This is a genomic window from Rhizobium favelukesii, assembly GCF_000577275.2.
GTDB lineage: Bacteria > Pseudomonadota > Alphaproteobacteria > Rhizobiales > Rhizobiaceae > Rhizobium > Rhizobium favelukesii.
In genome coordinates this window covers 2865061-2890264 of sequence record NZ_HG916852.1, presented here as the reverse complement: position 1 = coordinate 2890264, position 25204 = coordinate 2865061, and the positions used below count along the sequence as shown (strand labels likewise).

Here is a 25204-nt window from a genome sequence, read left to right as displayed (position 1 = left end):
CCTCCCTGCAGATGCGGAGAGGGCTTCTCTTTTTAAGTCTATGGATGTGGGGTCAGAGGCTGTCTGCCCAATCTTTCACCCGGTTTCCTTCGACAAGCATGCTATTGGTCGACGCAAGCGTACGCAATGCGAACAGACGCCGCTCTTCCTCACGATCGATCCACGCAGAGATCGCCTCGGCAATAGCTTGGTCGTAGGATATGTCCAACTGTTCAACGAGTGCATCAAGTCGTGCCGCAAGCGGCAGCGGAATACTCGACATGATTGCCTTTCTTGCTTGCATCGCGGCCGTCTCCCGTAAGAATCCATTGTACCCCGAGATTGTGACGAGGTCAGTCTCATTCAACGACGATGCCGTTGTTGTTACCGATTGTTACGAAAATATAGGGTTGCGCCCTGGGGCCGTCGCTTTCCCGCTCCGGCTATTAAGCCTATATCGCAAATATGCTGATAAAACGACTCCTCCGTGCTTTCGAAAATTGGATTAATCCCTTTGCGCCGCGGGAAAACATTCAACCACCGCGCTCTACGTTTGGATTCGTCTGGTTCTATATCGGTCAAGCGAAGGCGCCGTTCGTGGCGATGCTCCTGCTCGGCGGGATGTCGGCGGCGATCGAGGCGGCACTGTTCTGGTTCGTCGGGCGGCTCGTGGATATTCTTTCGACGATCACGCCGGCGGCAGGCTGGAGCGGTCTCCTTGCCGCGCACGGCGCCGAGTTGTTCAGCATGCTCGTTCTTATCGGCATTGTCCGCTTTGTCGTCGCGCTGTTGATCGCGCTCGTCGATCAGCAGGTGATCACGCCCGGCTTCTACAACCTGGCGCGCTGGCAATCCTATCTGCATGTTTCGAAACAATCGCTGTCCTTCTTCCAAAGCGATTTCTCGGGTCGCATCGTCACCAAGGTCTGGTCGGCCGGGCAGGCCACGGGCGACTTGGTCACGTCGCTGATGGAGAGTGTCTGGTTCGTCGGCATTTATGCGGCGACGACGCTGGTGCTCGTCGCAGGCCTCGATTTCTCGCTTGCCGTGGTCGTGCTCTGCTGGCTGTGCGCCTTCGCCGTTCTGGCGCGCTATTTCGTGCCGCGCATCCGGTTTCATTCCCGCCAAACAGCTGAAGCCGCCTCGATGATCAACGGGCGCATGGTGGACGCGTACAGCAATATCCAGACCTTGAAGCTGTTTGCGCGCGATGAGGAGAGCGACCGCTACATGCGGCAAGGCTTCGACTTCTATCAGGAGACGGTGCTGCGGTTCACGCGCTTCATCACCGGCGTACGCGCCTCGATGGCGCTGCTCTCGGGCATCATGATCGTCACGATGGCGGCGCTCTGCGTTCATTTGTGGCTGGCCGGCCTTGTCAGTTCCGGTGCTGTGGCGTTCTCGCTTGCGCTTGTCTTGCGCCTCAACTTCCTTCTGGGTCGGCTGATGACCCAGTTCAACGGCATCATGCGCAACCTCGGCACGATCCAGAATGCTGCCGAGCTGATTTCGCAGCCGCTCGGACTGGTCGATCGCCCCGACGCGCCCGACCTTGTCATCCGACAGCCCGGCATCCGCTTCGAGAACGTCTCCTTCCACTACGGCAGGGAAAGCGGTGTCATCGACAACTTCTCGCTGACGATCGAACCGGGGGAGAAGGTCGGTATCGTCGGGCGCTCCGGTGCTGGCAAGTCCACACTGGTGAACCTGCTGTTGCGCCTCTACGACCTCGAAGGCGGACAGATATTGGTCGATGGCCAGGACATTGCAGCCGTCAGGCAGGAAACCCTGCGCATGCAGATCGGCGTCGTCAGCCAGGATACGTCGCTGCTGCATCGCTCGGTCCGGGACAATATCCTGTTTGGGCGCCCTGATGCGGGCGAGGCGCGGCTGATGGAGGCGGCGCGGCGCGCAGAAGCGCTTGGCTTCATCGAGCGCCTGCAGGACCAGAATGGCCGCAACGGCTTCGATGCACATGTCGGGGAACGTGGCGTGAAGCTCTCCGGCGGTCAGCGCCAGCGCATCGCGATTGCACGCATCATGCTGAAGGATGCGCCGATCCTCGTGCTCGACGAAGCCACCTCGGCGCTGGATTCCGAGGTGGAAGAGGCAATCCAATCCAACCTGATCGGCCTGATGCAAGGCAAGACGGTGCTGGCCATCGCGCATCGGCTCTCGACCATTGCCGCCCTCGACCGATTGATCGTCGTCGACGAGGGCGAGATCATCGAAGAGGGAACACACGAGACCCTGCTGAAGCGTGGCGGTCTCTATGCCGAACTCTGGGCACGGCAATCAGGCGGGTTCCTCGCCACCGATTTCGAGGCGTCGACGCCTCTGTCAACCGTCGACCGCAAACTCGGCCATGAGGCCAAAGTGGTTTGACCCCATATTGTCTTCGATCCGTTCGACCGACTTCAGCCGCAGCGGAGGGCGGGCGAGGACGTGGTCGATGCCGATGCCGAGGCGGCCCGCCCTGATCGGCCAGGTCGCCGGTTCCGGAAAGACGGAGTGAAAGCCGGCCCTGCGCATCAAACGCTGGATGTGTGGGTCGGCGATTGCGGAATTGAAGTCTCCGGCAAGAACGAGCGGGCCGTCGATCGCACCTGCCGCCGATCTGAGATCGACGAGTTCGTCTGTCTGGAAGTCATCGAAATAGGGTTTGGCGAGGTGGGCTGCCAGGAAATTGACCTTGGTTCCGTCGAAGTCGATGGCAGAGCGCGTCAGCCGGTTGCGCCAAAGCTCACCTAGGCTGCTGACCTTCTTGTCGACAAACGGCCGCTTCGAGAGGACAAGCGTGTCGCATTCGTTGGTCTCCGCACCGCAGCCTATGTGATAGGGATATGTGCCAGACAGGCGCGCGATGTGCGGGCGAAGGGGTGCAGCCTCCAGGATGTTCACGACATCCGCATTCGAGGCGATGATGAAATCCGCAATGCGGGCTGCATTGGAGACGTTCTCGTGCTCGATATTGAAGGACATCAGCCTGAAAAGCGGTGGCGTCTCGGCACGTGCCGGGGGTGCCTCAAACTCCCGCAGCATGATCACGCCATGTCCAAGCAACATCGCGGCGATGGAAAGCAGCACGTAGGCATACCAGTGCCGCCTGAGGATGAGAAGGACCAGGCAGCCTGCGATCGCAACCAGAGCAAAGTGGATCTGAAAGCTATAGACGAAGGCCAGAAGCCACACATGTGTGATATAGCGCAAAGACACCAGCGCCAGTAACAGCGAGAGGAGAACACTCCCTATGCAGTATAAAGTGTCTTTCATCGGCGGGCGCTGGGATGGGGAGAGGTTTGTGGCGGTCGCCTAGCACGAGGTTCGAATTGGTGCAATGCACAACTGTGGCAAGCATGTGATTGTCTTCGAAAATCATCTGAAAATTCCCGCGACATTGTGCCCACATGGCCTTGCCAAGGCTGGACATAATTTGCGATCAAGCTTAGAACGCGCCGGATTGGTGGGGAATCTAAGGTCGAATTGTGTCGCGACAGATTCGCCGCCGCGAGGGGAAGGCGGAGTTCCGCAAAAATTGCGTAGAGGATGGTTTAAGCCGTGAGCGAACACGAAACGACAAGCGAGATCACGGGCGAGCCCACTCGCCGTGATTTCCTTTATCTCACCACTGGTATGGCGGGCGCTGTCGGCGCCGTTTCGGTCGCTTGGCCGTTTATCGATCAGATGCGTCCGGATGCCTCCACGCTGGCTCTGGCTTCCATCGAAGTCGACGTTTCCAGCCTCGAGCCCGGAATGTCGCTGACCGCCAAGTGGCGCGGCAAGCCGATCTTCATCCGCAACCGTACCCCTGAGGAAGTGAAGGCTGCCGATGAGGTTGCGCTGTCCGATCTGAAGGATCCGGTCGCGCGCAACGCCAACCTGCCTTCAGACGCCCAGGCGACTGGCGTTGACCGTTCCGCCGGCAAGGACAAGGAAAACTGGATCGTCATGATCGGTTCGTGCACCCATCTCGGCTGCATCCCGCTCGGCCAGGCCGGCGAATACAATGGTTGGTTCTGTCCCTGCCATGGCTCGGTCTACGATACGGCCGGCCGCATCCGCAAAGGTCCGGCGCCGCAGAACCTGGCGATCCCGACCTATTCGTTCATTTCCGATAAAGTAATCAAGATCGGTTGAGGGGGACTGATTTATGAGTGGCCATTCCAGCTACGAGCCATCAACCGGCCTAGAGAAGTGGATCGATTCGCGCCTGCCTTTGCCGCGCATGGTCTACGACAGTTTCGTCGCATATCCGGTTCCGCGGAACCTGAACTATGCCTATACCTTCGGCGCCATGCTTGCCGTCATGCTCATCGTGCAGATCTTAACCGGCGTCGTGCTTGCCATGCACTATGCCGCGGAAACGACGGTTGCGTTCAACTCCGTCGAGAAGATCATGCGTGACGTCAACCATGGCTGGCTGCTGCGCTATATGCACGCCAACGGCGCCTCCTTCTTCTTCGTTGCCGTCTATCTGCACATCGCCCGTGGTCTCTACTACGGCTCCTACAAGGCGCCGCGTGAGATCCTCTGGATCCTCGGCGTCCTCATCTACCTCCTGATGATGGCGACCGGCTTCATGGGCTACGTTCTGCCCTGGGGTCAGATGTCCTTCTGGGGCGCGACCGTTATCACCGGCTTCTTCTCCGCATTCCCGCTGGTCGGCGAGTGGATCCAGCAGTTCCTGCTCGGTGGTTTCGCCGTCGAGAACCCGACGCTGAACCGCTTCTTCTCGCTGCACTACCTGCTGCCCTTCGTCATTGCCGGCGTCGTCGTCCTGCATATCTGGGCGCTGCACGTTGTCGGTCAGACGAATCCGACCGGCGTCGAGGTCAAGACCAAGACGGATACCGTTCGCTTCACACCTTACGCGACCCTCAAGGATGCGCTTGGTGTGTCGATCTTCCTGCTGGTCTACGCCTACTTCGTCTTCTACATGCCGAACTTCCTTGGCCACCCGGACAACTACATTCCGGCTGATCCGTTGAAGACGCCTGCCCACATCGTTCCGGAATGGTACTTCCTGCCGTTCTACGCGATGCTGCGCTCGATCACCTTCAACATCGGACCGATCGACTCCAAGCTCGCCGGCGTCCTGGTCATGTTCGGCGCCATCATCGTGCTGTTCTTCCTGCCCTGGCTCGATACGTCGAAGGTTCGCTCGGCTGTCTATCGCCCGTGGTACAGGGTGTTCTACTGGCTGTTCGTCGCCAATGCCATCGTTCTCGGTTGGCTCGGTTCCCAGCCTGCCGAGGGCCTGTTCACCACCATCTCGCAGATCTGCACGCTGCTATACTTCGCCTTCTTCCTGGTCGCCATGCCGGTTCTCGGCCTCGTCGAGACGCCGCGCCGCTTGCCAAATTCAATTACGGAAGCGGTTCTGGAAAAGCGCAACAAGGCTGCCGCCGCTGAGCCGGTCAAGGCCTGAGCGTGCGACAGGAAGGGAAGAGAAACATGAAAAAGCTTGTTACAAGCCTCCTGTCGCTTGCTGTCGTCGCCGGTTTGAGCGGCGCAGCATTCGCCCAGGAAGCCGCCTCGAACGGCGCCGAGCCGGCGCATCATGCCGAAGGCGAGACGCCGCACTATCCGCTGCTTCATCCCAAGCATGAACACTGGACCTTTGCCGGCCCTGTCGGCCACTACGATAAGGGCCAGTTGCAGCGCGGTCTGAAGGTCTACACGGAAGTCTGTGCGGCCTGTCATTCGATGAGCCTTGTGCCCTTCCGAACGCTTGGGGATCTTGGCTACTCGGACGCTCAGGTGAAGGCCTTTGCCGCCAACTACGAGGTTCAGGACGGTCCGAACGCCAGCGGTGACATGTTCACCCGCAAGGCCATCCCGTCGGATTACTTCCCATCGCCGTTCCCGAACCACGAAGCGGCGGCAGCGGCCAACAATGGCGCGGCGCCCCCGGATTTCTCGCTGATTGCCAAGGCGCGCGGCATCGAACGTGGTTTCCCGCAATTCCTGATCGACATGATCCCGTTCGTCGGCGGTTATCAGGAAGGTGGCCCTGACTACATCTACTCGCTGCTGACCGGCTACGACCAGCAGCCGCCGGCCGGCGTTCAGGTGGCCGATGGGACGCACTATAACCCGTACTTCGCCAATGCCGCTGCTCTGGCGATGCCGAAGCCGCTGTCCGACGGCCAGGTGAGCTATGACGACGGTGCGCCGGCGACGGTCGACCAGTACGCCAAGGACGTCTCGTCCTTCTTGATGTGGGCTGCCGAGCCGCATCTCGAAGATCGCAAGCGCACCGGCTTCATGGTCATGGTCTTCCTGGTGATCTTCACGGGACTGATCTATCTGACCAAGCGTTCGGTCTATGCGAACAAGGAACACTGAGAGCTTTGCTCCAGGATCTAGGGAAAGGCGGCCTTCGTGCCGCCTTTTTTGTTGGTTCCGACAGTGGCAATTGATAGGGTGCGCCGAATGAAGCCCTGCAGAATATGGATACTCCATGAGTGATACGATTTCGGAGCTTGCAGCCAGCATCCGCTCCATCCCGGACTACCCAAAGCCCGGCATTATTTTCCGTGACATCACCACGCTTCTCGGCAATCCGCGCGCCTTCCGCCGCGCCGTCGATGAACTGGTGCAGCCCTATGCAGGCCTGAAGATCGACAAGATTGCCGGAACCGAAGCGCGGGGCTTCATTCTGGGCGGTGCGGTGGCGCATCAGCTTTCGGCGGGGTTCGTACCGATCCGCAAGAAAGGCAAGCTGCCACGCGATACCGTGCGTGTCGCTTATAGCCTGGAATATGGTGTCGACGAAATGGAGATGCACCTGGATGCGGTGCAGCCAGGCGAGAAGGTCATCCTCGTCGATGATCTGATCGCCACTGGAGGAACGGCGGTGGCCGCCACACAGCTCCTGCGGCAAATGGGGGCGCAGGTCGTTTCAGCCTGCTTCGTCATCGACCTGCCGGATCTCGGCGGCCGCAGGAAGCTGGAGGATCTCGGCGTCGACGTTCGAACCCTGGTGGAATTCTCAGGCCACTGAGCCCCGCGATCACTCGAATTCGATGACGGTGCTCTCGAACCGGATGACCGGCGCGCCGTCAGCGATCGCGCCCTCGCAGACGATAGTGTTCAACCGACGCCCCGGATGCGACGCCAGGGGGCGGCTGGAAAGAAACGTGACGGAATAAGTCACTTCCTCGCCGGCGAAGACGGGCCGCAGCCACTGAAGCTTCTGAAAGCCAGGGGAGGGGCCAAGCTTGGGCGGCTTGATGCCCTCGCCGGTCAGTCGAGCGCATTCTGCGCTCCAGTAGGCGACGAAGGTCTTCATCCATGCCGCGCAAGTGTGCCATCCCGAAGCGCAGAGACCGCCAAAGAGCGTAGCCTTTGCGGCTTCCGCGTCCATGTGGAACAGTTGAGGGTCGAAGCGCTCGGCAAAGCGAACGATCCGTTCGGCCGTGAATAGGTAGCTGCCGATTTCGGTCTTCTCGCCGCTGGCGTAGCGTTCTGCCATGATCATGCGGTCTTCTCCAGCGCTTCACGCAGGACGAACATGATCGAATTCTCGGCCACGCAGACGAGTTTGCCTTTCTGGTTCTCAACCTCATGGCGGAACTTCACCATGCCGATGCCGGGCCTGGAGCGCAGCGCACGGGTCTCCATGACTGTCGAATGGCCCGAAAGCGTGTCTCCGGCAAGAACAGGCTTTCGCCATTCCATGACATCGACGCCGGGCGCGCCTTGAGAGAACGAGTTGATGAGGAAGCTCTCCGCCATCATGCGCATGAACAGTGCGGACGTATGCCACCCGGATGCTGCCAACCCACCGAGGATGCTGGCGCGGCCGGCCGCCTCGTCGAGATGCATCGGCTGCGGGTCGAATTCGCGGGCGAACGCGATGATCTCCGCTGCCGTGACCGGCCTCGGGCCGAGTGCAAAACGTCGCCCCGGCTGGAAATCTTCGAAGGCAAGTTTCTGATCGGACAAATTTCTCTTCCCCGCTTTGGCGTTTCAGAACGACTACAATAGCATTCGACGCGACTCAACGAACCCCGCGAGATTTTGACCATGCCCGAATTGAAATTGATCCTCGATGAAGCCACACGTGAGGGTATCATTCCAGTCCGGGCTGCTGAGCGGCTTCTGCCGTTTCTGATCGAGCGCGGCGTCAAGGCGGATGGCCAGCCGGTGGAGCAGCGCGCGGAGCCGACAGCTTTCTCAGACACCGAGACGCCGAGTTTCGTGCGCGGCTTTCACGATGTGCTGATTACGATCGGCATCATCGTGGCGCTGGCAGGGCTGTGGGGCATCGCTTCGGTCTTCGCGGTGTTGCCGGCAATCGTCGTTCTTGCGGAGATCCTTGTTCGACGCCAGAGGCTGGCATTGCCTGCTGTCGCCTTGACCGTCACGCTTGCGCTCTGGACCGCAGTGGTGGCTGCGCGCTGGCTGGAAGGCTCCCCTGCTGTCATTGCCATAGGCGGCAACGTGGCACTGCAGTACACGCTCGCCTTTCCGGTTGTGTTCGGTCTCTTCTATTTGCTGTATCGCATCCCGCTCGCCCTTGCGCTCACGATCATAGGGGCGGCGGTGGTTGTTCTGCAGCTGGTTTTGCGCACCCTCGGCTGGCTCAGCGGCGATCCCCTCTTCGAGGTCAATCATCCCGTCGTGTTGTCGATCATCGCGATCATATGCGCGGTCGGTCTTTTCGCACTGGCCATGAAATTCGATCTGCGCGACCCGCTTCGTCGTACAGTCAATTCCGATATTGCCTTCTGGCTCCATCTCGGCGCAGCACCGGCTTTGCTCTACAGCGTCATTTCGCTTGCCGGTCTGAGCGGCGGTACGCTTGCTGCGCTGCAGACAGTATCGTTTCGTACGCCCGTGGTGGTTGCGACGGTCGTCGCGCTCATGCTGATCGGCCTCATCATCGACCGGCGCGCATTCGTGACGTCAGGACTACTGTCGCTGGGCTTTGCGCTCTACGGCATCTTCCGCCAGGGGGACGCCTCTGTCGATACCTACATCTACATCACGCTTCTGACCGTCGGCGCGATCGTGCTCGTCATCGGCACCGGATGGATGCCGCTCCGGCGGCTCGTCATACGGACGCTGCCGGCTGCCATGCAGGAGAAACTGCCACCGGCATAGGCGGCAGTTTCTCAGTTCGCGTCAGGTATTGAAGCGGAAGTGGATCACGTCGCCGTCCTGGACGACATATTCCTTGCCTTCGTCCCGGCCTTTGCCTGCTTCCTTGGCGCCGACTTCACCCTTGAAGTTGATGTAGTCGTCATAGGCGATCGTGAAGGCGCGGATGAAGCCGCGTTCAAAATCGGTGTGGATCACGCCGGCGGCGGCAGGCGCCTTGGTGCCGCGGACGATCGTCCAGGCGCGGGTTTCCTTGGGGCCTACGGTGAAATAGGTGATCAGGTCGAGCAGGTGGTAGCCGGCGCGGATCAACCGATCAAGACCGGCTTCCTCAAGGCCGAGCGCCGACAGGAACTCCACGGCTTCTTCTTCCGGCAGTTGTGCCACTTCGGATTCGATCGCAGCCGATATGATGACGCATTCGGCGCCCTGTTCCATCGCCATGGCGGCCACGGCCTTGGTGTGCTCGTTGCCGGTCGAGGCATCGGCTTCGGCGACGTTGCAGACGTAGAGCACCGGATGCGAGGTCAGGAGGTTGAGACCCTTGAGGATCTCGATCTCCTCAGGCGCCAGCGTCTTGAGAAGCAGGCGTGCAGGCTTGCCCTCGTTCAAGAGCTTGATCACGGCTTCCATGACAGGCAGTTGCGCCAGCGATTCCTTGTCTTTGCTGGCGGCGCGCTTGCGCGTCTGCTCGACGCGGCGCTCAAGGCTTTCGAGGTCGGCGAGCATCAGCTCGGTCTCGATCGTGTCGGCATCGCCGACCGGGTTGATGCGGCCCTCGACGTGGGTGATGTCGTCGTCCTCGAAGCAGCGCAGCACATGCACGACGGCATCGACTTCGCGGATGTTGGCGAGGAACTTGTTGCCAAGGCCTTCACCCTTCGATGCACCGCGCACGAGGCCGGCGATGTCGACGAAGGAGATCCGGGTCGGGATGATTTCCTTGGAGCCGGCGATCGCTGCGAGCTTCTGCATGCGCGGGTCCGGCACCGCGACTTCGCCGGTGTTCGGCTCGATCGTGCAGAAGGGATAGTTCGCCGCCTGCGCCTGCGCCGTCTTGGTCAGCGCGTTGAAGAGGGTCGATTTGCCGACGTTCGGCAAACCGACGATACCGCATTTGAAGCCCATGGCCTGAAACCTGCTGTTCTTGAATTCGTTGGTGCTGGCTATGGGATAAAACGCGCCTTGCGGTCAAGCTTTTCGCGCAAGTCTCTTGCATTCTGAGGGGTTGAACGCCCGCCTTTGCAGCGCAATATAGATATCGATGCACTGTTCTCGCCTCTCCATGTCATCAACGGGTGGGTTTCCGATGAGTGACAACGGTATTGCCCTTAAACCGAAGACAAAGTCGAAACCGAAGCTGGATCGGCCGAAGCTCTACAAGGTCATTCTCTTCAACGACGACTATACGCCGCGCGAATTCGTGGTGATGATCCTCAAGGCTGTGTTCCGCATGAGCGAGGAGGTCGGCTACCGCGTGATGATGACGGCGCACAAGCTGGGATCGAGCGTCGTCGTGGTCTGCACGAAGGATATCGCCGAGACCAAGGTCAAGGAGGCGATGGACTATGCCAAGCAGGCCGGGTTTCCGCTGATGTTGACGGCGGAGCCCGAGGAATAGCTTGGCGATCTCTTAACCAGGCTCCTTAATCTGACATCCGCTGTTTTCAGGCAGAATGTCCGCAGCAGCGGAGGCGTTCATGCAGGGCGAGGCAGCAACATGGCACTACTTTGTGGCGGCGGGGCTTTTTGCCCTTCTTGGCGCGATCGGTCATCTCTGCCGGGCGGTCTTCAACGTTCTGCCTGACCGCGTAACCGACAGGCCTCTGATGGATTTGCCACTGTCGAGTGGTTACAATCTTCCGGATCTGCTCTTCGGGACCGAATATGACGACAGCGGCTATTATCGTCTCGACAGCCTCAAGAATTTCCGCATTTCCTGCATGCTGAGCGTCGTCGGCGGTCTGCTGGCTATGCTGTTTTCGCCGGGTGTTTCCATTGCCATGGCCTGGCTGATCGAAAGGGGTCTTTCGTGGGTCTGGAACCTCTTGCTTTTCAGGCTCCACACGATCGGGCTGCTATGAGCCGGCTGCCGGTCGCCTGATCTGATAGCCGGTCTTGTCCTGGACGAAGCCGCAATTCTCATCGAAGCGCAGTGTTGCCGGATCCTTCGAGCCGGTCAGAAACATCACCTTATAGCAGCCGGCCTTAAAGGCTGCGGCGCTGGCGTACCGGATCAGGGCTCGTCCATACCCCCGCTGCCTGTAATCGGCCGCGGTGACGACGTTGTCGATCAGCGCATAGGACGCGCCATTCCTGGTCACGTTGGGGACGACGACCAGCGTCACCGACGCCGCGACGGTTTTGCCCGCGACGCCGATGAAGACCGTCATGCCGGGTTGCGCGCGGATAGCTCCAAACCGCTCTTCGGCGTGCGCGCGGTCCATGGTCGGATCGGCAGGGTTCAGCTCACGATAGAGGGCAAGCAGGCCGGGCAGGTCGCGTGCCTTAGCAGCGCGAATGATGAGCGCGCCGGCAGACATGGTTCAATCGCCCTTGTTGCCGAACATCTTCTTCAGCATTTCGGCCATCGGGCCGGTTGCAGGCATCTTCGGCTGATTGTGATTGCGAGCCTGGTGGATATGAGACTTCGCCGTTGGTTTCTTCTCCGGCTTCGGCTTTTCTTCTTCGGCTTTTCCGCCAAGCGCCAGCGCCAGCTTGTTCATCAGCTGAGAGTCTTCCTTGCGAACCAGCATGTCGGCGTTGTCGGCAAGGGCATGCAGCAGCGGCTCAAGCCACGCCTGATCGGCCTTGGCGAAGTCGCCGAGAACGTGATGCTGCACCAGTTCCTTGACGCCGGGGTGGCCGATGCCAAGGCGCAGGCGGCGATAGTCCTTGCCGCAATGGGCGTCCAACGACTTGATGCCGTTGTGGCCGCCATGGCCACCGCCCGTCTTCAGGCGCGCCTTGCCCGGCGGCAGGTCGAGTTCGTCATAGATCGCGACGAGGTCGGTGGGCTGCAGCTTATAGAAGCGCATGGCCTCGCCGACGGCCTCACCAGAGAGGTTCATGTAGGTCTGCGGCTTGATGAGCAGCACCTTCTCGCCGGCGATCTCGCCCTCGGCGATCTCAGCCTTGAACTTCTTCGACCAAGGCGAAAAATTATGGCGGCGGTGGATGGCATCAGCAGCCATGAAGCCGATATTGTGGCGGTTTCCGGCGTACTTGCCGCCGGCATTGCCGAGACCCGCGATGATCAGCATGGCTCGTTCATTCCTTGAAATGTGCGTTATCGTTCACCACCGCGAAACGGCGTCAAAGTCAAGGCGCGGAGGCCGCAAGCGCAGAAAAATCAGTCTGCCGAGCTTAGACCATACTTGGTGAAGATGGTTTGCTGTGTGCCATCGCCGATCAGCTTGTCCAACGCGGCCTGCATCTTGGCCAGCAGATCGCTTGGGAAGTCCTTCTCGCAGGCGATCCCCATCGGCTGTGAGGAGAGCAGCGTGAGCTTCTCCAACGGCTGTTCCGCCTTGAGCTTGCCGAAGTAGATCTCGGAGATCGGCATCATGTCGATGCGACCATTGAGCAGCTTGCGCAGTGTGGCGTTGAAGTCGGTGGCGACGTCGAGCTTGGTGAAGCCGTTCTCCTTCAGCGTCACCTCTGTATAATCGTCGCGCTGTGTTCCGACGGTATATTGCCTCGCTTCCTCAAGGTTCTTCGCTGTCACACCTGACCCGGACCTGGTGATGAGGATGTTGCGATCGACCAGCAACGGCTCGACCCACCTGAACATAGGGTCGCGTTTCGCGCTGTGAGCGGTCGTGAAAACGCAGCTCATAGGCGTGGTCTGGGCGAGATTGTAGGCCCTGGCCCAAGGCATCATCTCGATCTTGTAGTCGATGCCGGCGTCTTTCATGACCTTTTCGACTTGCTCGACCGAAGCGCCCTTGATTGTCTTTCCATCACGGTAGCTGAAGGGAGGGTATTCCTCGGTGGCGAGCATTACGCCGGCTGCAATGGCTTGGCTGGAGGCGCAGATGCTCAAAAGAGTGAAAAGCAGCAGTTTCTTCATGGTGTTGCCTTTCTGGGTTCAAGAGGCCCGCGCAATGCGCTGTTCAGTCGCAGACAGACGCTCGATCAGAGCCGCAGCTTGCTGCGGGCGATGGAATAGGTATCCCTGGCCGAAGTCGAGGCCCATTTTGTGCAAGGTCTGGCATTCGTCCTCTCTCTCGATGCCCTCGGCAATGACGATGCACCCCATCTTGTGAGACAGCGTTGTGATGCTCTCCACCAGCGTACGGCTCTTGTCGCGAACGTCGTCGTTGGCGTCGTTGATCGACTGCGTGAACGACTGGTCGATCTTGATGATATCGACTGGGAAGCGGTTGAGATAACTCAGCGACGAATAACCCGTGCCGAAGTCGTCGAGGGCAATCCGGCAGCCGAAGCGGCGCATCTCGGCGACAATCGTGCGGATTTGCGGATTGTTGTGCATCAGCACCGCCTCTGTGATTTCCACGACGATGCGCTGGGGGCGGATACCGTGGCGGCCGAGCAGTGCGGCAAGCCGCGCGGGCAGGGCAGCTTCGAATTGCAGCGGCGAGAAGTTGATGGCGAGATAGCTGTCCTGCATGCCGGGGAGGCGGGAAATGGCCGCAAGATGGGCGATCGCCTTTTCCATGATGACGTTGCCGACGCGAACGATCTTGGCCGTTTCCTCCGCGACATTGATGATTTGCGCCGGTGCCATCAAACCCTTTTGCGGATGATTGAGGCGCATGAGTGCCTCGAAACCGGCAACGCCGCGGCCGTTCAGGCTGACGATCGGTTGCAGGTAGGCGTCGAACCAGTCCTCCGCGAGACCGGCTTCAATATAGTTCTCGATTTCGGCGCGAGCGCGCGTGTGGTCCATCATGCTGGTGTCGAAGAGTTGCGCGCCATTCTTGCCGTCGCGCTTCTTCGCGTACATGGCCATATCCGACTTCTGCAACAACTCGGCGGCGTTCGAGGCATGGCGCGGGTAGATGGCGATGCCGACGCTGGCGCTCAGATGCAGATCCGGACCGAACGGCTCGATGAAGATGGAGGCGATCTGCTCGGCCATTGCGCTTGCCCGCCGGGCCGCGTCCTTTGCCGGCAGAAGGATCGCGAATTCGTCACCACCGAGGCGGGCCGCCTGATCCGATGGCGCCAGATGCCTCTTCAGCCGGTCGACAAACTCACGCAGCGCCCTGTCGCCCTCGGCATGGCCGAGATTGTCGTTGATCCATTTGAAGCGGTCGAGATCGACGAACAGGCAGGCGAGTTCCTGGCCGGCGGCGTCTACTTCGAGGATCTTGGCGTCGAGCACCGTTTCGAAGCCCTGGCGGTTCAGCAGGCCGGTCAGATGATCCCGGATGGCTTGCTGGTGGTTGCGTGCTTCGGAGGCTTTCAGCTCCGTGACATCGGTCATGACCGATAGCGAGAGCCGGTCATGACCCGCAGTGGCTGCTGTCGATTCCAGGATGAGCACATCCATGAGGCTGCCATCGGCGCATATGAACTTTACCGTCACGTCGACTGCGGCGCCGCCGTCGAGGTCGTTCTTTCGCTTGAGGAAGGCTTCGCGCGTATCGGATGTCACGAGATCTGCGAACCTGCAGCCGATCACGCGCGGCCGGTCGTAGCCGGTCGCGACGAGCCAGTAGTCGCTGACGGCGGTTATGCGATCATCCTCATCGAGCGAAAACAGCATGGCCGGCGTCAGGTCGTAGATGTCGACAGCACGGCGATGCGCGAGCTTCAATTCGCATTCCTCGCTTTCGAGCTTCGATTGCATTTCGTTGAAGCCGCGGGCCAGACGGCCCATCTCGTCGTTCGATTGCCAGTTGACGTGATGCCGCGAGCCGAGTTGACGGGTGGCCTCGACGGCTGCCGTCAGGCGCATCAGCGGCCGGATGATAAAGATGCGATTGCCGATCAATGCCGCACTGAAGACGGCAAGCACTGCGAAGATGAAGATCGACATGAAGACGACCTCTTCGTGCTTGAGGCCGGAGAAGAGGCCAAGTGCCGGATAGAAGACGGAGATGGTGCCCAGATTCTTCGGGCCGTCGATGGTATTGTATATGATCGCGCGCGACACCTGGACGAGATTGCCGTTGAACGATTTCGGTATTGTCGATTGCGTCACGTCGAGCTGGCCGGATTGATCCCGGACCTGAACCTTGACGATGGCGCCCTGCGAAACGGTCGTCGCGCTGATCTGGGTTACGCTGTCATCATCGAGGTCCCAGAGCGGCTTTGCGAGCGCCTGAGAATGGCGACAAGAAGAACCGAGATGTGGTCGCGTATTTCCTTGTCTGCGCGCTCGGAAGAAAGAAAAAGGAAAAGCACGAACAGTGGAGCAACGAAGAGGAGCAAAGCTCCGCAAATGATTGCCAAAAAACGATTTTCAACGGAATTGTTCATTGTTCCGTTTGCCCCCAGCCGCACTTTGCGTTCACGGTTTTCTACGCCCGCCGGTCTTCAAAAACCTACCGGCATGCTTCCATGAAATGTATTAAATGTTGCTGAAACGGGCTCCTCGCGCGCAAATGAAAAGGCCCGCTTTCGTCAGAAAGCGGGCCTTATGCTTTACAAATTATGGAAGCGATCAGGCTTCGGCTTCGCCTTCTTCTTCGACCGTTTCGTCAACGCCGCCAGCCGGGGCGATGATCGTTGCGATCGTGAAGTCACGGTCCGCGATAACCGTCGCCACACCCTTCGGCAGGGTGAGGTCGGAGATGTGGATGCTGTCGCCGATCTTCTTGCCGCTCAGGTCAACGTTGAAGAATTCCGGGATCGCATCGGCCGGGCACTGCACTTCGATTTCGTGACGAACGATGTTCAGGACGCCGCCAGCCTTGAGACCCTGGGACTTTTCTTCGTTGATGAAGTGAACCGGGATTTCAACGGTAACCTGGGTGTTGCCGGAAACGCGCAGGAAGTCCACGTGCATCGTGAAGTCGCGGACCGGATCGAGCTGATAGTCCTTCGGCAGAACCTTGTACGTCTTGCCGTCGACTTCGATGGTCGCGATGGTGGTCATGAAGCCACCTGCGTGAATGCGCTTCGTCACCTCATTGGTGCTGAGAGCGATAGAAATGGGGGCCTGCTTGTCACCATAGATGACAGCGGGAATCAAACCGTTGCGGCGAAGTTCACGGGCGGACCCCTTACCAACCCGTTCGCGCGCCTCGGCCTTGAGCTCGTAGCTTTCGTGGCTCATGACTTTTCCTTCCGAGGTTATTTGGAGAGCCCCGCGCAGGCCAATGCTTGCCGCGGAACTGGAGGCGGGTTACCCCATCCTCATCCGCGTTGCCTCCAAGGGTGTCTGCGCGGACGCGTGCGCTATAGTATAGATGCACCGGAAACGCAAGCTGCTCCCTTGCCATCGGCAACGGCCAGGAACCCGGACACGCTGTCGGCGAGGGAACGATTTCAGAATTGAAGGCGATCGCGAAGGCTTAACCATAAAGCCGGATTTCCCGCGAGATTAACGAATACAGAATGTCACGGCGGCTATCAGGGACCAATCACAACCTGGTCCTTCTCATGCTCCGTCTCGTCTCCTGCATTGCCGTCGACCATAGCTGGCCGCACCTGATCTTTGCAACGGTCATCTGCCTTCTCGGCTCTTTGCTGACGGTACGGCTTTTCTCGCGGGTTCGGCGCACCCAAGGGCTCCAAAAATTCAATTGGTTGTTCCTGTCAGGGTTCGTTGGCGGCGCGACGATCTGGACGACGCATTTTATTGCCATGCTCGGTTTCCGGGCGCCGGCGCTCAGCGGCTATGAGCCCGATTTGACGCTGCTGTCGCTTTTCATTGGAATCGCCTCCACGATGATCGGCTTTACCGTGGCCTCGATGCGAAGCCGGGACGCGCTTGTCGAGGCCGGCGGCGCCATCGTCGGACTTGGCGTGGCAGCCATGCACTATGTCGGCATCGAAGGCTACAGGGTGGCCGGCGATATCCAGTGGAACAGCGCCTATGTCATCTGCTCGCTGATTGCAGCGGCCGGGTTCGGCGCCTTCGTGACGAGCCGGGTTGCCCGCCCGACGACACGTTTCAGCCCGGTCGCCGCCGCCCTGCCGCTGATCCTTGCAATCGTTTCGACGCACTTCCTCGGCATGGCGGGCATGACGATTGTTCCCGACGCAACCGTGTCCGTCCCCCGCGAAATTCTCTCCGTCGGCGTGATGACCAGCCTTGTCGGCGCAGTCATGATCATCATCCTGCTTCTCGGCGCCTCCACCTACATCATCGACATGCAGTCGACCGAAGCGGCCGTCGCCCGCTATCGCCATCTGTCGCTACACGATCCGCTGACGAACCTTGCAAACCGCTCGGCGCTGAACGAACATCTGGCGACTGCCACCAAAAACACCCATGAAATCGGCTGGAACGTCGCCGTCCTCTGCTTCGACCTTGATCGGTTCAAGGAAATCAACGACGTCCACGGTCATGCCGCTGGTGACGCCGTGCTCCGGGCGATCGGCGAGCGGCTGGCGAAGGTCATGCAGAAGGGACAGTTTGCAGCCCGCGTCGGCGGTGATGAATTCGTGGTCGTGATGCGCGATCATGCCGGCCGTTCGGAGGCCAGGAGCGTAGCACAACGCCTGCTCGACGAGATCGAGCGGCCTGTCGATTGGAACGGCCAATCGCTCAGCGTCGGATCCAGCATCGGCATTTCCAGTTTCCCTGACAGGGCGCGCACCATCGACGACCTGCTTTCGCAGGCCGATGTCGCCATGTACCGCGCCAAGACGACGGCGGGAAGCAGCATCTGCTTCTACGACCCCTCGATGGACGAGGCGGCGCGGGAACGAAACGCGCTGGCGATCGAGATGCGTGAAGGGCTGAAGAAGGGCGAATTCGAACTGTTCTATCAGCAGCAGAACGATACCGTGACGCGCGAGGTGCTGGGCTTCGAAGTGCTGCTGCGCTGGAAGCATCCGACGCGCGGCCATATCTCGCCAGCGGAATTCATCCCGATCGCCGAGAAGACGGGGTTCATCATGGAACTCGGCGAATGGGTGCTGCGCAGCGCCTGCGTCGAAGCGGCCAGCTGGAGGAACCCGTTGAACATAGCCGTCAACGTGGCGGCCCAGCAGCTCGCCGATAGCCGCCTGCCGCAGATCGTCCATCAGATCCTGGTGGAAACGGGTCTGGCGGCTCCGCGGCTCGAGCTCGAGATCACGGAATCCGGCATCATTGCCGACCACGGGCATGCGCTGAATGCCATCCGGCGGCTGAAGGCGCTTGGCGTCAAGGTGGCAATGGACGACTACGGCACGGGCTATTCCTCGCTGTCGACGTTGCAGAGTTTCCCGTTCGACAAGATCAAGATCGATCGTGCCTTCGTCGACGGCGTCGTCACCAACAAACAGTCGGCTGCGATTGTCCGCTCGACGCTTATTCTGGCGCAGAGCCTTGATATTCCGGTTCTCGCCGAGGGCGTGGAACGGGAGGAGCATGTCGATTTCCTTCGCCGCGAAGGTTGCATGCAGGTGCAGGGCTTTCTGTTCGGAAGGCCGATGCCGCGTCTTGACATCGAGGCCTTCGTCAATGCTGACGGTGCAGGCGTAGTCGATGGCTCGACAGTTGCCGTGAAGACCGACGCGGCGGCCTGACTGCGGCGCTGCAACACGCCTTGACATCTGTCGTGCGGAAACCTCACATGCTCGCAAAACGCAAGCGGCGGAGGAATTCAGGTATGCGGGTCAATCTCATTGCGGCAACGAGCACGATTGCGCTCGCCTTGGCATCTGCAGCCTATGCCGCCGACATCAACCAGGCCGGGGCAAAGCAGGTCGAGGAAAGCCTGACGAAGCTGCTGCCGAAGAGTGTGGCAAAAGACGGCTTCGTGACCGTGAACCCAGCAGGGACACGCTACGAGATCATCTATGATTTCGTGAAGCTCTTGAAGAAGGTCGAGCCGGGCAGCTTTGCAATCACCGGCCTGACGCCTTGGTCGATGTTCGCTACACCACTCGATACCGGCCTTTGGAGCGTCGAAGGGAACAATTCCCTCAATGTTTCCGGGAATTTCACGGCGCCCGGACAGCCGAGAACCGATTTTACCTATGCCATCGATGCCTTCATCTTCAGCGGCATTTTCGACCCGGCGATCAGCTATCTTCGCTCGGGCGACTTTTCCACGAAGGCCATAAATTTTTCGTCGAAGAGCGAGGCCGACGAGGTCAGCGCCAGCTTTGATGGCATGACGTACAAGCTGACGTCAGCGGATGGCGCAGCGGCTGGCACGACGAATTTCGCCACCAGCGGCTCCGCTGCAGGATTCCTCGAGAAGATCAGCAGTCGCGAGGTGCCACCGGTCGAAATTCGCGCCGACGCGATCGATTTCGCAGCCGCTGTCAACGGCCTGCCGGCAAACAAGGTTCGCGATATCATCCTGTTTGCGGTCGATCATGCCGACGAAAAGCAGCTTGCCGGGGCAGACAGCGACAAGCTGAAGGCGATGCTTCGCGATGCCTTCCCTTTGCTCACGAGCTTCAACGAAACGATCGACTTCAACAATCTCACCGTGTCGAGTGCTGCGGGCAACGGTGGTGCGAAGAACGTCAACTACGACGTCACGCTCGACGGCCCGACCGATGCTACGCGTTTCGGCGTCGGCTTGACGGCGCAGCAGATCAGTTTTGCGAGCGCGATCGTCCCTGCGGCCTATTCCGCCTTCGTGCCACGGGAATTGCAGCTGCAGTTCGCAATTGAGGACATGGATTTCACTGCCTTCGGCGATGAGTTCCTCAAGGTCGATTTCACCGGCGGCGCTTCCTCGGAAGAGAGCGGCAAGAAGGCTGTCGAGCGCCTCTTCAAGGGCGGCGAACTGGTGATGGATTTCCCGAAGATCAGTGCGGTGTCGGGCGTCTATGATGCCGAGATTTCCGGAAAGATCCGCGGTCGCGTCGATACCTCCAAGGATTATTCCATGGATGCGACCGTTCTGGCGCGTGATCTCGACAAGACCATTGCCGCCGTTCAGGAGCTTGCAAAGACCAATGCCGATCTCAATCAGGTCTCGTTCGGCCTGATGATGGCCAAGGGCTTTGCGAAGACTGATCCTGACGGGCGCCAGCGCTGGGATATCAGCGTTGCGCGAAACGGATCCGTCACGATCAATGGCCAGGTCATCAAGGGCGCGGACTGAGTTTGCCGTAACAGCTCCAAGCGCCACGGGCACCCCTTGCGGCGCATTCGCGGCAGGTTCATTCTGTCTCGCTAGCGTAGGCTCCCGGGCGGGGGCCAGTGCGCGTCCTGGGGGCAGGCCGATGAATTGTGCCGCCTGTGGTTTTGCGATCGAAAGCAGTTTTGCGTTCTGCCCGAAGTGCGGCGCAAGACAACCTATAGTCTGCGCCTCCTGTGGCGAGGCCTGCCAGCCCGATTTCGCGTTTTGCCCGAAATGTGGGGCAGCCCTCGGCCGAGCCGACGTTCGTGCAGCTCCTGCCGAACCGCTGCCGCTTACCGTCGCGCATACATCGACGCCTGACGATGCCGCTGATCGGCGTCCGCTGACGGTTCTGTTTGCGGATCTCTGTGGTTTTACTGCTCTCAGCGAGAGAACAGATCCCGAGCTGATGCGCGCGCTGCAGAACGAGCTGTTCGAGGAACTGACGCGGGCGGTGGAGGCTTACGGCGGCTTCGTCGACAAGTTTGTGGGGGATGCGCTGCTTGCGCTATTCGGTGCGCCGACGGCGCATGAGGATGATCCCGATCGCGCGCTTTGCGCAGCGCTCGACATGATTGCGGGGGCCGACCGCCTCGGCGCCAAATGGCTGGATCTGGTCGGTGGTGATCCGCTGCAGTTGCATGTCGGTATCAACACCGGACCGGTGGTTAGCGGTGGTTTCGGGGCGGCGGCGGCGCGATCCTACTCCGTGACTGGCGATACAGTAAATACAGCGCAACGGCTGCAAAGCCTAGCCGGTCCGGGCGAGATACTGGTCGGGCCAGTGACATACCGCCTGACGCTGCATGCGTTCGCCTTCGAAAATCTCGGTTCGCTGGCCCTTCGCGGGAAGACGGGCAATGTACAGGTGCATCGTCTCCTCGGGCGGATGGAGACGCCCCACACGGCGCGCGGATTGGAAAGCCTTGGACTACACGCCGCACTCATCGGGCGTGACGCAGAACTGTCGCGGATGTCCGATTGCCTGGATTTTGCCTGTGGCGGCAATGCGCAACTCGTCCAGCTCATCGGCGAGGCCGGCATCGGCAAGTCAAGGCTGGTCAGGGAGTTCCTGGAGACCGTCGCTGAGAAAGAGCGATTTCGTCATGTTGTTGTGCGCCGCGCCGTCTGCTCGCCGCTTGGCGAACAGTCTTACGGTATGCTCGCGGCCGTTCTACGAAGCGCCTACGCAATAGCCGAGCGCGAAACTGCAGCCCGGACGGCGGAACTGCTGGCATCAGGATTGATCGACCTAGGCTTTTCCGAGAGCGAGGTTGCCGGTCTGACGCCGCTTTTGTCTTACGTCTTTGGCCTCGGCGATCCCGATGGAGCGCTGCGCCACGTGGAGCCGGAGCAACTGCGCAGGCAGATTTTTTATGCCACGCGCACCATTTTTGAGCGGCGGCTTTCGCTCAGTCCGCTGCTGCTGGTGGTGGAGGATCTTCACTGGGCGGATGCGGCTTCGATCGAGGCGCTTCGCTTTGTGCTGGACAGGTTGGAGCGAACGCGCCTGATGATGCTGACAACAGGGCGGTCGGTTGCTGAAGGCGAGGGCTTGGAGTCAAGCCGGATCAGCCGTACGCTCATGCGGCTCGCGCCGCTTTCGGTTCAGGATGGCGAGGCGCTGCTGGATCAGTTCTTTGGCGCGGACAGTTCCGTGCCAGCGAAAACGCGCTCACGAATTCTCGCGCGAGCGGGCGGCAACCCGCTGTTCATGGAGGAGATCGTTCGGGCCCTGATCGAGACGGGCGTGCTGCATTCCGAGGGCGGATGTTGGCATGTCGCCAATGCTGAAATAGGCAGCGAGATACCGATGAGCCTGCAGGCGATGCTGCTTGCACGCGTCGACCGTCTGCCGCCCGACGTCAAGCGTTTGGCGCAGGAAGCCGCCGTCATCGGTCCGCGCTTCGATCTGGCGCTGCTTCACGCCGTCGCTTTTGATGCAGCGCGTATCGAGCATGGGCTGGACTATCTCTGCCAGGCGGAGATCGTCGAGGAAGCGCCCGGTGTTGCTTCGACAAAGGCGATCTCCTATCGCTTTCCGCAACAGCTATTGCACGATGCCATCTATGGCAATCTCTTGCTGCAGCGCCGCAAGCAGCTGCACGCGCGCATCGGCGCGGCCATCGAGCGGATGCATCATGGCATACCCGCTCGGCTTGAGGACATCGCACAACTCGGCCGTCACTACTGCCGGGCCGAGGAGACGGGTAAGGGCGCCCAATATCTCATGGCTGCGGGCGATCTTGCCCGCAAGACCTATGCCAATGACGATGCAATGCGCCTCTACCGCGAGGCGCTTGCGGCGATTTCGGATAAGCCACAGGCCGGTGCGGAATTGCTTGCCCTTTATGAGCGCGTCGCCGATCTCTGCGGGCCGGCGGGAGAACGGGATACGGCACGTGAACACTATGGGCGCGTATTGACGACCTTGAGGAAAGCTGGTGACCAGCCCGGGGCGGCACGGATCCTGCGCAAGCTCGGTCGCCTCAATCTCGCAGCCGGCAGAAGCGATCTTGCGGACGCCGACTATGCGCAGGCCGCCTCGCTGCTGAGCGAGAGCGCTGCGCCCATCGAGCTTGCGCATCTGCTGCAGGAGCGCGGACATCTTGCCTTCCGCATGGGTGATCAAAGCGCAGCAGCACGCTGGGCCGACGATGCGCTATCCTGCCTCAGCACGGCAGCCTTTGATGACGGTGGTCCCGTCGCCGTGGAAGCAGCACAGGTGCGCGCCGAGGCGCTGAATACGAAAGGCGTGGCACTGGCGCGGCTCGGACAGCATCGCGAGGCCGTGCGCGAAGTCGAGCGAAGCCTGGAGGTTGCCGAAACGGCGGGACTTCTTGGCGCCGCCTGCCGTGCCTATTCCAATCTCGGCGTGCTCTACACGATCGTCGATCCAAGGCGCGCCATCGATGTGTGTCGCCAAGGCCTCGAGGTTGCTAAGCGCATTTCCGACCTCGGCTTTCAAGCACGGCTTTTCGCCAATCTCGCCGTTGCCTGCTGCACCTTCACGGACAACTGCGCCAAGGAGGGAGTGCCGGCGGCGGAGCGGGCGATCGAGATCGACCGGGCGCTGGATCAGCGCGATCACCTGGCGGTGCCGCTCATCGTCCTCGGACAGATCCATCAATGTCACGGCAAACCGGACCTGGCCTGGAATTATTATGAGGAAGCGCTTCAGCTCGCGCGTGAAATCGGCGAACCACAGCTGCTCTTTCCATGCTATGATGGGCTTGCGACGTTGAACCTGGAAAAAGACGATATGGCCGAGGCGGAGCGATACTTTTCGCTCGCCCAGGACGTTTGCGTCAGGCATGGGCTGGATCCCGACGCACTGGTCGTGTTGCCCTTCCTGGATTGATTCAGCGCCGACAGGTAAGGTGCTGAATTTTCGCTGTTTTTGTTCTTCTGTTCGGCGTCTCGCCGACGCGTCTGTGAGGGAGGCTATCATGCCCGAAAATCAAAGCGAAAGACCGCTGCAGCCCGGCGACCGCGCGCCGAACGTCATTCTCGATGCGATCACCCGCCAGGGCAAGATATCGATCGATGACTTCCGGGGGCAGAAGCCTGTGCTGGTCGGCCTGTTTCGCGGGCTCCACTGTCCATTCTGCCGGCGGCAAATCGCCTCGATGGCGAGCCTCGCGGGTGATCTCCAGCAAAAGGGCGTCGAGAGCCTGACGATCGTCAACACGCCCATCGACCGAGCGCGCCTCTATTTCCGTTACCACCCCTTGCCCAATCTGGTGGCCGCATCCGATCCCGACCGGATATCGCATCGCGCCTTCGGACTTCCCAATCTCGAGTTCACGCAGTCGGAGACAGTCTGGCCTTATAAGGTTAGTCTCGACACGCTGACCTCGATGCGGGTCGATATGCCCGATCTGCCTCAGCCGATGGCGCCGATGGCGGCTGTCGAATTCCTCGACAATGCCGATGGCTACGAATTCACCGACGACGATAAGCGCATGATCGCAACGGGAGAGGGCCAGTTGGTCGGCGAATTCCTGCTCGACCGCGATGGCGTCATCAGATGGTGTTTTACTGAAGTCGCCGACGACGGTCGACACATGTTCGGCGTGCCGGCCCCCGAAGAAGTCATGTCGGCGGCATCGCACATCGCCGCCTAACACGCGTCGCGGGCTTTCAGGTCCGCTCGTCACGCCCCAGTCCACTTCGACAGACGCGCTTAGGCTCCCGCACGCGGAAGCGGAAGCCGCCTATGAGGGTTGCTGTTTCACCGCCGGCACGCGCCCTGGCTTACGATGCGGAAACCGCTGTTGCTTGCTTCGCAAGCGTTCGGGAACGTCCTGATCTGCGAGCCGCGCTGGCCGCAGACCGGCCGGTACTCGCGTGTGCAGATGCCGCCCGGCTGCGGTCGCGGTGCCGGACGCTGCGGGCGCACCGTTATGCCGGGCTGTCGGGCGCACTGGCCGCGGCTGATGACCGCGAAGTTGGCGGCGCGCGCCTGGCATGCATTGGCGAAGGTCTGGACACGTGCCCCACGCTGGCCGCAGACCGGAGCATATTCCATGGTACACATCTGCGGCCTGGCCGCGCGAGGAGGCGGCGGCGGACGCGATGTTATCGGGGTCGGGCGCCGGCACTGGCCGCGGTTGATGATCGCGAAGCCAGCTGCGCGGGCCTGACATGCATTGGTGAAGGTCTCGACACGTCCACTGCGCTGGCCGCAGACCGGAGCATACTCCATGCTGCACATCGCCGGCCCGGGCGGGCGAGGCGGCGGACGCGAATAACTTGGCCCGACGTCGACGGTGCAGGCGGAAAGAAGCGGGATGAGCGCCAGCAGAGCGAGCTTTCGCGGCGACAGGAATCCGGCGAGCGTCATTATTCTTCCCCTATGGCTGGATTTCTTTCTAAATCCTAGCGTAAGTTGCATTTCCGGGGAA

At 60.5% G+C, this 25204-nt stretch carries 22 protein-coding genes and 1 pseudogene; 12 read left to right on the top strand and 11 right to left on the bottom strand.

The features are described from left to right. Positions 1-52: 52 nt before the first annotated feature. Positions 53-262, bottom strand: coding sequence for a ribbon-helix-helix domain-containing protein (locus LPU83_RS52880; RefSeq protein WP_029709931.1), 210 nt, complete (start codon positions 260-262; stop codon positions 53-55). Between the two features lie 182 nt (positions 263-444). Here LPU83_RS52880 and LPU83_RS52875 point away from each other — a divergent pair, with 182 nt between their 5' ends. Further along, a complete protein-coding gene (locus LPU83_RS52875; RefSeq protein WP_024313886.1) occupies positions 445-2364 on the top strand; it encodes an ABC transporter ATP-binding protein in 1920 nt (639 codons plus the stop codon). On the opposite strand, the gene LPU83_RS52870 is transcribed toward LPU83_RS52875, so the two are convergent. Next, positions 2320-3252: an endonuclease/exonuclease/phosphatase family protein gene (locus LPU83_RS52870; protein ID WP_024313885.1), complete on the bottom strand. Its 933-nt coding sequence runs from the start codon at positions 3250-3252 to the stop codon at positions 2320-2322. The genes LPU83_RS52875 and LPU83_RS52870 overlap by 45 nt on opposite strands. Before the next feature lie 285 nt (positions 3253-3537). On the opposite strand from LPU83_RS52870, the gene petA reads away from it, so the two are divergent. The 4 genes from petA to LPU83_RS52850 all read left to right on the top strand — a co-directional run bounded on the left by petA (position 3538) and on the right by LPU83_RS52850 (position 6985). Further along, on the top strand, positions 3538-4116 hold the full coding sequence (petA, locus tag LPU83_RS52865; RefSeq protein WP_024313884.1) for a ubiquinol-cytochrome c reductase iron-sulfur subunit: 579 nt from the start codon (positions 3538-3540) through the stop codon (positions 4114-4116). A 13-nt stretch (positions 4117-4129) separates the two neighbouring features. Further along, entirely contained in the window at positions 4130-5407 is a 1278-nt protein-coding gene (locus LPU83_RS52860; RefSeq protein ID WP_024313883.1) for a cytochrome b, read from the top strand. Between the two features lie 26 nt (positions 5408-5433). After that, on the top strand, positions 5434-6327 hold the full coding sequence (locus LPU83_RS52855) for a cytochrome c1 (RefSeq protein WP_024313882.1): 894 nt from the start codon (positions 5434-5436) through the stop codon (positions 6325-6327). A gap of 115 nt (positions 6328-6442) precedes the next feature. Then, positions 6443-6985, top strand: coding sequence for an adenine phosphoribosyltransferase (locus LPU83_RS52850; RefSeq protein ID WP_024313881.1), 543 nt, complete (start codon positions 6443-6445; stop codon positions 6983-6985). Between the two features lie 9 nt (positions 6986-6994). On the opposite strand, the gene LPU83_RS52845 is transcribed toward LPU83_RS52850, so the two are convergent. Continuing rightward, positions 6995-7462 (bottom strand): MaoC/PaaZ C-terminal domain-containing protein, encoded by a 468-nt coding sequence (locus tag LPU83_RS52845; RefSeq protein WP_024313880.1) that lies wholly within the window; start codon positions 7460-7462, stop codon positions 6995-6997. Next, the gene (locus tag LPU83_RS52840; protein ID WP_024313879.1) at positions 7459-7929 is read right to left on the bottom strand and encodes a MaoC family dehydratase; all 471 of its coding nucleotides are present in this window, start codon (positions 7927-7929) and stop codon (positions 7459-7461) included. Before LPU83_RS52840 ends, LPU83_RS52845 begins: the two co-directional genes overlap by 4 nt. An 81-nt stretch (positions 7930-8010) precedes the next feature. Between LPU83_RS52840 and LPU83_RS52835 the strand changes: the two genes are divergently transcribed. Beyond that, entirely contained in the window at positions 8011-9090 is a 1080-nt protein-coding gene (locus tag LPU83_RS52835) for a hypothetical protein (protein ID WP_024313878.1), read from the top strand. A gap of 21 nt (positions 9091-9111) precedes the next feature. Here LPU83_RS52835 and ychF read toward each other — a convergent pair whose 3' ends face one another. Further along, positions 9112-10215, bottom strand: a complete 1104-nt coding sequence (gene ychF / locus LPU83_RS52830; protein ID WP_024313877.1) for a redox-regulated ATPase YchF — start codon at positions 10213-10215, stop codon at positions 9112-9114. 181 nt (positions 10216-10396) lie between these two features. Here ychF and clpS point away from each other — a divergent pair, with 181 nt between their 5' ends. Together clpS and LPU83_RS52820 are read left to right on the top strand one after the other, a co-directional pair. After that, positions 10397-10708 (top strand): ATP-dependent Clp protease adapter ClpS, encoded by a 312-nt coding sequence (gene clpS, locus LPU83_RS52825; RefSeq protein ID WP_024313876.1) that lies wholly within the window; start codon positions 10397-10399, stop codon positions 10706-10708. Between the two features lie 79 nt (positions 10709-10787). Further along, the gene (locus LPU83_RS52820; protein WP_024313875.1) at positions 10788-11171 is read left to right on the top strand and encodes a hypothetical protein; all 384 of its coding nucleotides are present in this window, start codon (positions 10788-10790) and stop codon (positions 11169-11171) included. On the opposite strand, the gene LPU83_RS52815 is transcribed toward LPU83_RS52820, so the two are convergent. From LPU83_RS52815 to LPU83_RS52795, 5 genes and pseudogenes are all read right to left on the bottom strand, one after another. After that, entirely contained in the window at positions 11166-11630 is a 465-nt protein-coding gene (locus tag LPU83_RS52815; protein WP_024313874.1) for a GNAT family N-acetyltransferase, read from the bottom strand. The genes LPU83_RS52820 and LPU83_RS52815 overlap by 6 nt on opposite strands. A 3-nt stretch (positions 11631-11633) precedes the next feature. Next, positions 11634-12350 (bottom strand): aminoacyl-tRNA hydrolase, encoded by a 717-nt coding sequence (gene pth / locus LPU83_RS52810; protein WP_024313873.1) that lies wholly within the window; start codon positions 12348-12350, stop codon positions 11634-11636. A gap of 89 nt (positions 12351-12439) precedes the next feature. Beyond that, positions 12440-13159 (bottom strand): substrate-binding periplasmic protein, encoded by a 720-nt coding sequence (locus LPU83_RS52805; RefSeq protein WP_024313872.1) that lies wholly within the window; start codon positions 13157-13159, stop codon positions 12440-12442. Positions 13160-13177: 18 nt separating this feature from the next. Further along, positions 13178-15537 (bottom strand): annotated as a pseudogene (locus LPU83_RS52800) (EAL domain-containing protein). A gap of 184 nt (positions 15538-15721) precedes the next feature. Continuing rightward, positions 15722-16336, bottom strand: a complete 615-nt coding sequence (locus LPU83_RS52795) for a 50S ribosomal protein L25/general stress protein Ctc (protein ID WP_024313870.1) — start codon at positions 16334-16336, stop codon at positions 15722-15724. A gap of 326 nt (positions 16337-16662) precedes the next feature. Here LPU83_RS52795 and LPU83_RS52790 point away from each other — a divergent pair, with 326 nt between their 5' ends. The 4 genes from LPU83_RS52790 to LPU83_RS52775 all read left to right on the top strand — a co-directional run bounded on the left by LPU83_RS52790 (position 16663) and on the right by LPU83_RS52775 (position 24424). Further along, a complete protein-coding gene (locus tag LPU83_RS52790) occupies positions 16663-18741 on the top strand; it encodes a putative bifunctional diguanylate cyclase/phosphodiesterase (RefSeq protein WP_024313869.1) in 2079 nt (692 codons plus the stop codon). Positions 18742-18824: 83 nt separating this feature from the next. After that, positions 18825-20279 (top strand): hypothetical protein, encoded by a 1455-nt coding sequence (locus LPU83_RS52785; RefSeq protein ID WP_024313868.1) that lies wholly within the window; start codon positions 18825-18827, stop codon positions 20277-20279. A 121-nt stretch (positions 20280-20400) separates the two neighbouring features. Then, complete coding sequence (locus tag LPU83_RS52780; RefSeq protein ID WP_024313867.1) at positions 20401-23658, top strand: adenylate/guanylate cyclase domain-containing protein; 3258 nt, start codon at positions 20401-20403, stop codon at positions 23656-23658. Positions 23659-23746: 88 nt separating this feature from the next. After that, entirely contained in the window at positions 23747-24424 is a 678-nt protein-coding gene (locus LPU83_RS52775; RefSeq protein WP_024313866.1) for a peroxiredoxin-like family protein, read from the top strand. A 107-nt stretch (positions 24425-24531) separates the two neighbouring features. On the opposite strand, the gene LPU83_RS52770 is transcribed toward LPU83_RS52775, so the two are convergent. Further along, positions 24532-25143: a Kazal-type serine protease inhibitor domain-containing protein gene (locus tag LPU83_RS52770; RefSeq protein WP_029709930.1), complete on the bottom strand. Its 612-nt coding sequence runs from the start codon at positions 25141-25143 to the stop codon at positions 24532-24534. Positions 25144-25204 lie beyond the last annotated feature (61 nt).

What these genes read in the sequence shown, in the direction of transcription:
- LPU83_RS52880 (WP_029709931.1), bottom strand. Translation starts at nt 262, where the DNA reads ATGTCGAGTATTCCGCTGCCGCTTGCGGCACGACTTGATGCACTCGTT.
- LPU83_RS52875 (WP_024313886.1), top strand. Translation starts at nt 445, where the DNA reads ATGCTGATAAAACGACTCCTCCGTGCTTTCGAAAATTGGATTAATCCC.
- LPU83_RS52870 (WP_024313885.1), bottom strand. Translation starts at nt 3,252, where the DNA reads ATGAAAGACACTTTATACTGCATAGGGAGTGTTCTCCTCTCGCTGTTA.
- LPU83_RS52860 (WP_024313883.1), top strand. Translation starts at nt 4,130, where the DNA reads ATGAGTGGCCATTCCAGCTACGAGCCATCAACCGGCCTAGAGAAGTGG.
- LPU83_RS52855 (WP_024313882.1), top strand. Translation starts at nt 5,434, where the DNA reads ATGAAAAAGCTTGTTACAAGCCTCCTGTCGCTTGCTGTCGTCGCCGGT.
- LPU83_RS52850 (WP_024313881.1), top strand. Translation starts at nt 6,443, where the DNA reads ATGAGTGATACGATTTCGGAGCTTGCAGCCAGCATCCGCTCCATCCCG.
- LPU83_RS52845 (WP_024313880.1), bottom strand. Translation starts at nt 7,462, where the DNA reads ATGATCATGGCAGAACGCTACGCCAGCGGCGAGAAGACCGAAATCGGC.
- LPU83_RS52835 (WP_024313878.1), top strand. Translation starts at nt 8,011, where the DNA reads ATGCCCGAATTGAAATTGATCCTCGATGAAGCCACACGTGAGGGTATC.
- ychF (WP_024313877.1), bottom strand. Translation starts at nt 10,215, where the DNA reads ATGGGCTTCAAATGCGGTATCGTCGGTTTGCCGAACGTCGGCAAATCG.
- clpS (WP_024313876.1), top strand. Translation starts at nt 10,397, where the DNA reads ATGAGTGACAACGGTATTGCCCTTAAACCGAAGACAAAGTCGAAACCG.
- LPU83_RS52820 (WP_024313875.1), top strand. Translation starts at nt 10,788, where the DNA reads ATGCAGGGCGAGGCAGCAACATGGCACTACTTTGTGGCGGCGGGGCTT.
- LPU83_RS52815 (WP_024313874.1), bottom strand. Translation starts at nt 11,630, where the DNA reads ATGTCTGCCGGCGCGCTCATCATTCGCGCTGCTAAGGCACGCGACCTG.
- pth (WP_024313873.1), bottom strand. Translation starts at nt 12,350, where the DNA reads ATGCTGATCATCGCGGGTCTCGGCAATGCCGGCGGCAAGTACGCCGGA.
- LPU83_RS52805 (WP_024313872.1), bottom strand. Translation starts at nt 13,159, where the DNA reads ATGAAGAAACTGCTGCTTTTCACTCTTTTGAGCATCTGCGCCTCCAGC.
- LPU83_RS52795 (WP_024313870.1), bottom strand. Translation starts at nt 16,336, where the DNA reads ATGAGCCACGAAAGCTACGAGCTCAAGGCCGAGGCGCGCGAACGGGTT.
- LPU83_RS52790 (WP_024313869.1), top strand. Translation starts at nt 16,663, where the DNA reads ATGCTCCGTCTCGTCTCCTGCATTGCCGTCGACCATAGCTGGCCGCAC.
- LPU83_RS52785 (WP_024313868.1), top strand. Translation starts at nt 18,825, where the DNA reads ATGCGGGTCAATCTCATTGCGGCAACGAGCACGATTGCGCTCGCCTTG.
- LPU83_RS52780 (WP_024313867.1), top strand. Translation starts at nt 20,401, where the DNA reads ATGAATTGTGCCGCCTGTGGTTTTGCGATCGAAAGCAGTTTTGCGTTC.
- LPU83_RS52775 (WP_024313866.1), top strand. Translation starts at nt 23,747, where the DNA reads ATGCCCGAAAATCAAAGCGAAAGACCGCTGCAGCCCGGCGACCGCGCG.
- LPU83_RS52770 (WP_029709930.1), bottom strand. Translation starts at nt 25,143, where the DNA reads ATGACGCTCGCCGGATTCCTGTCGCCGCGAAAGCTCGCTCTGCTGGCG.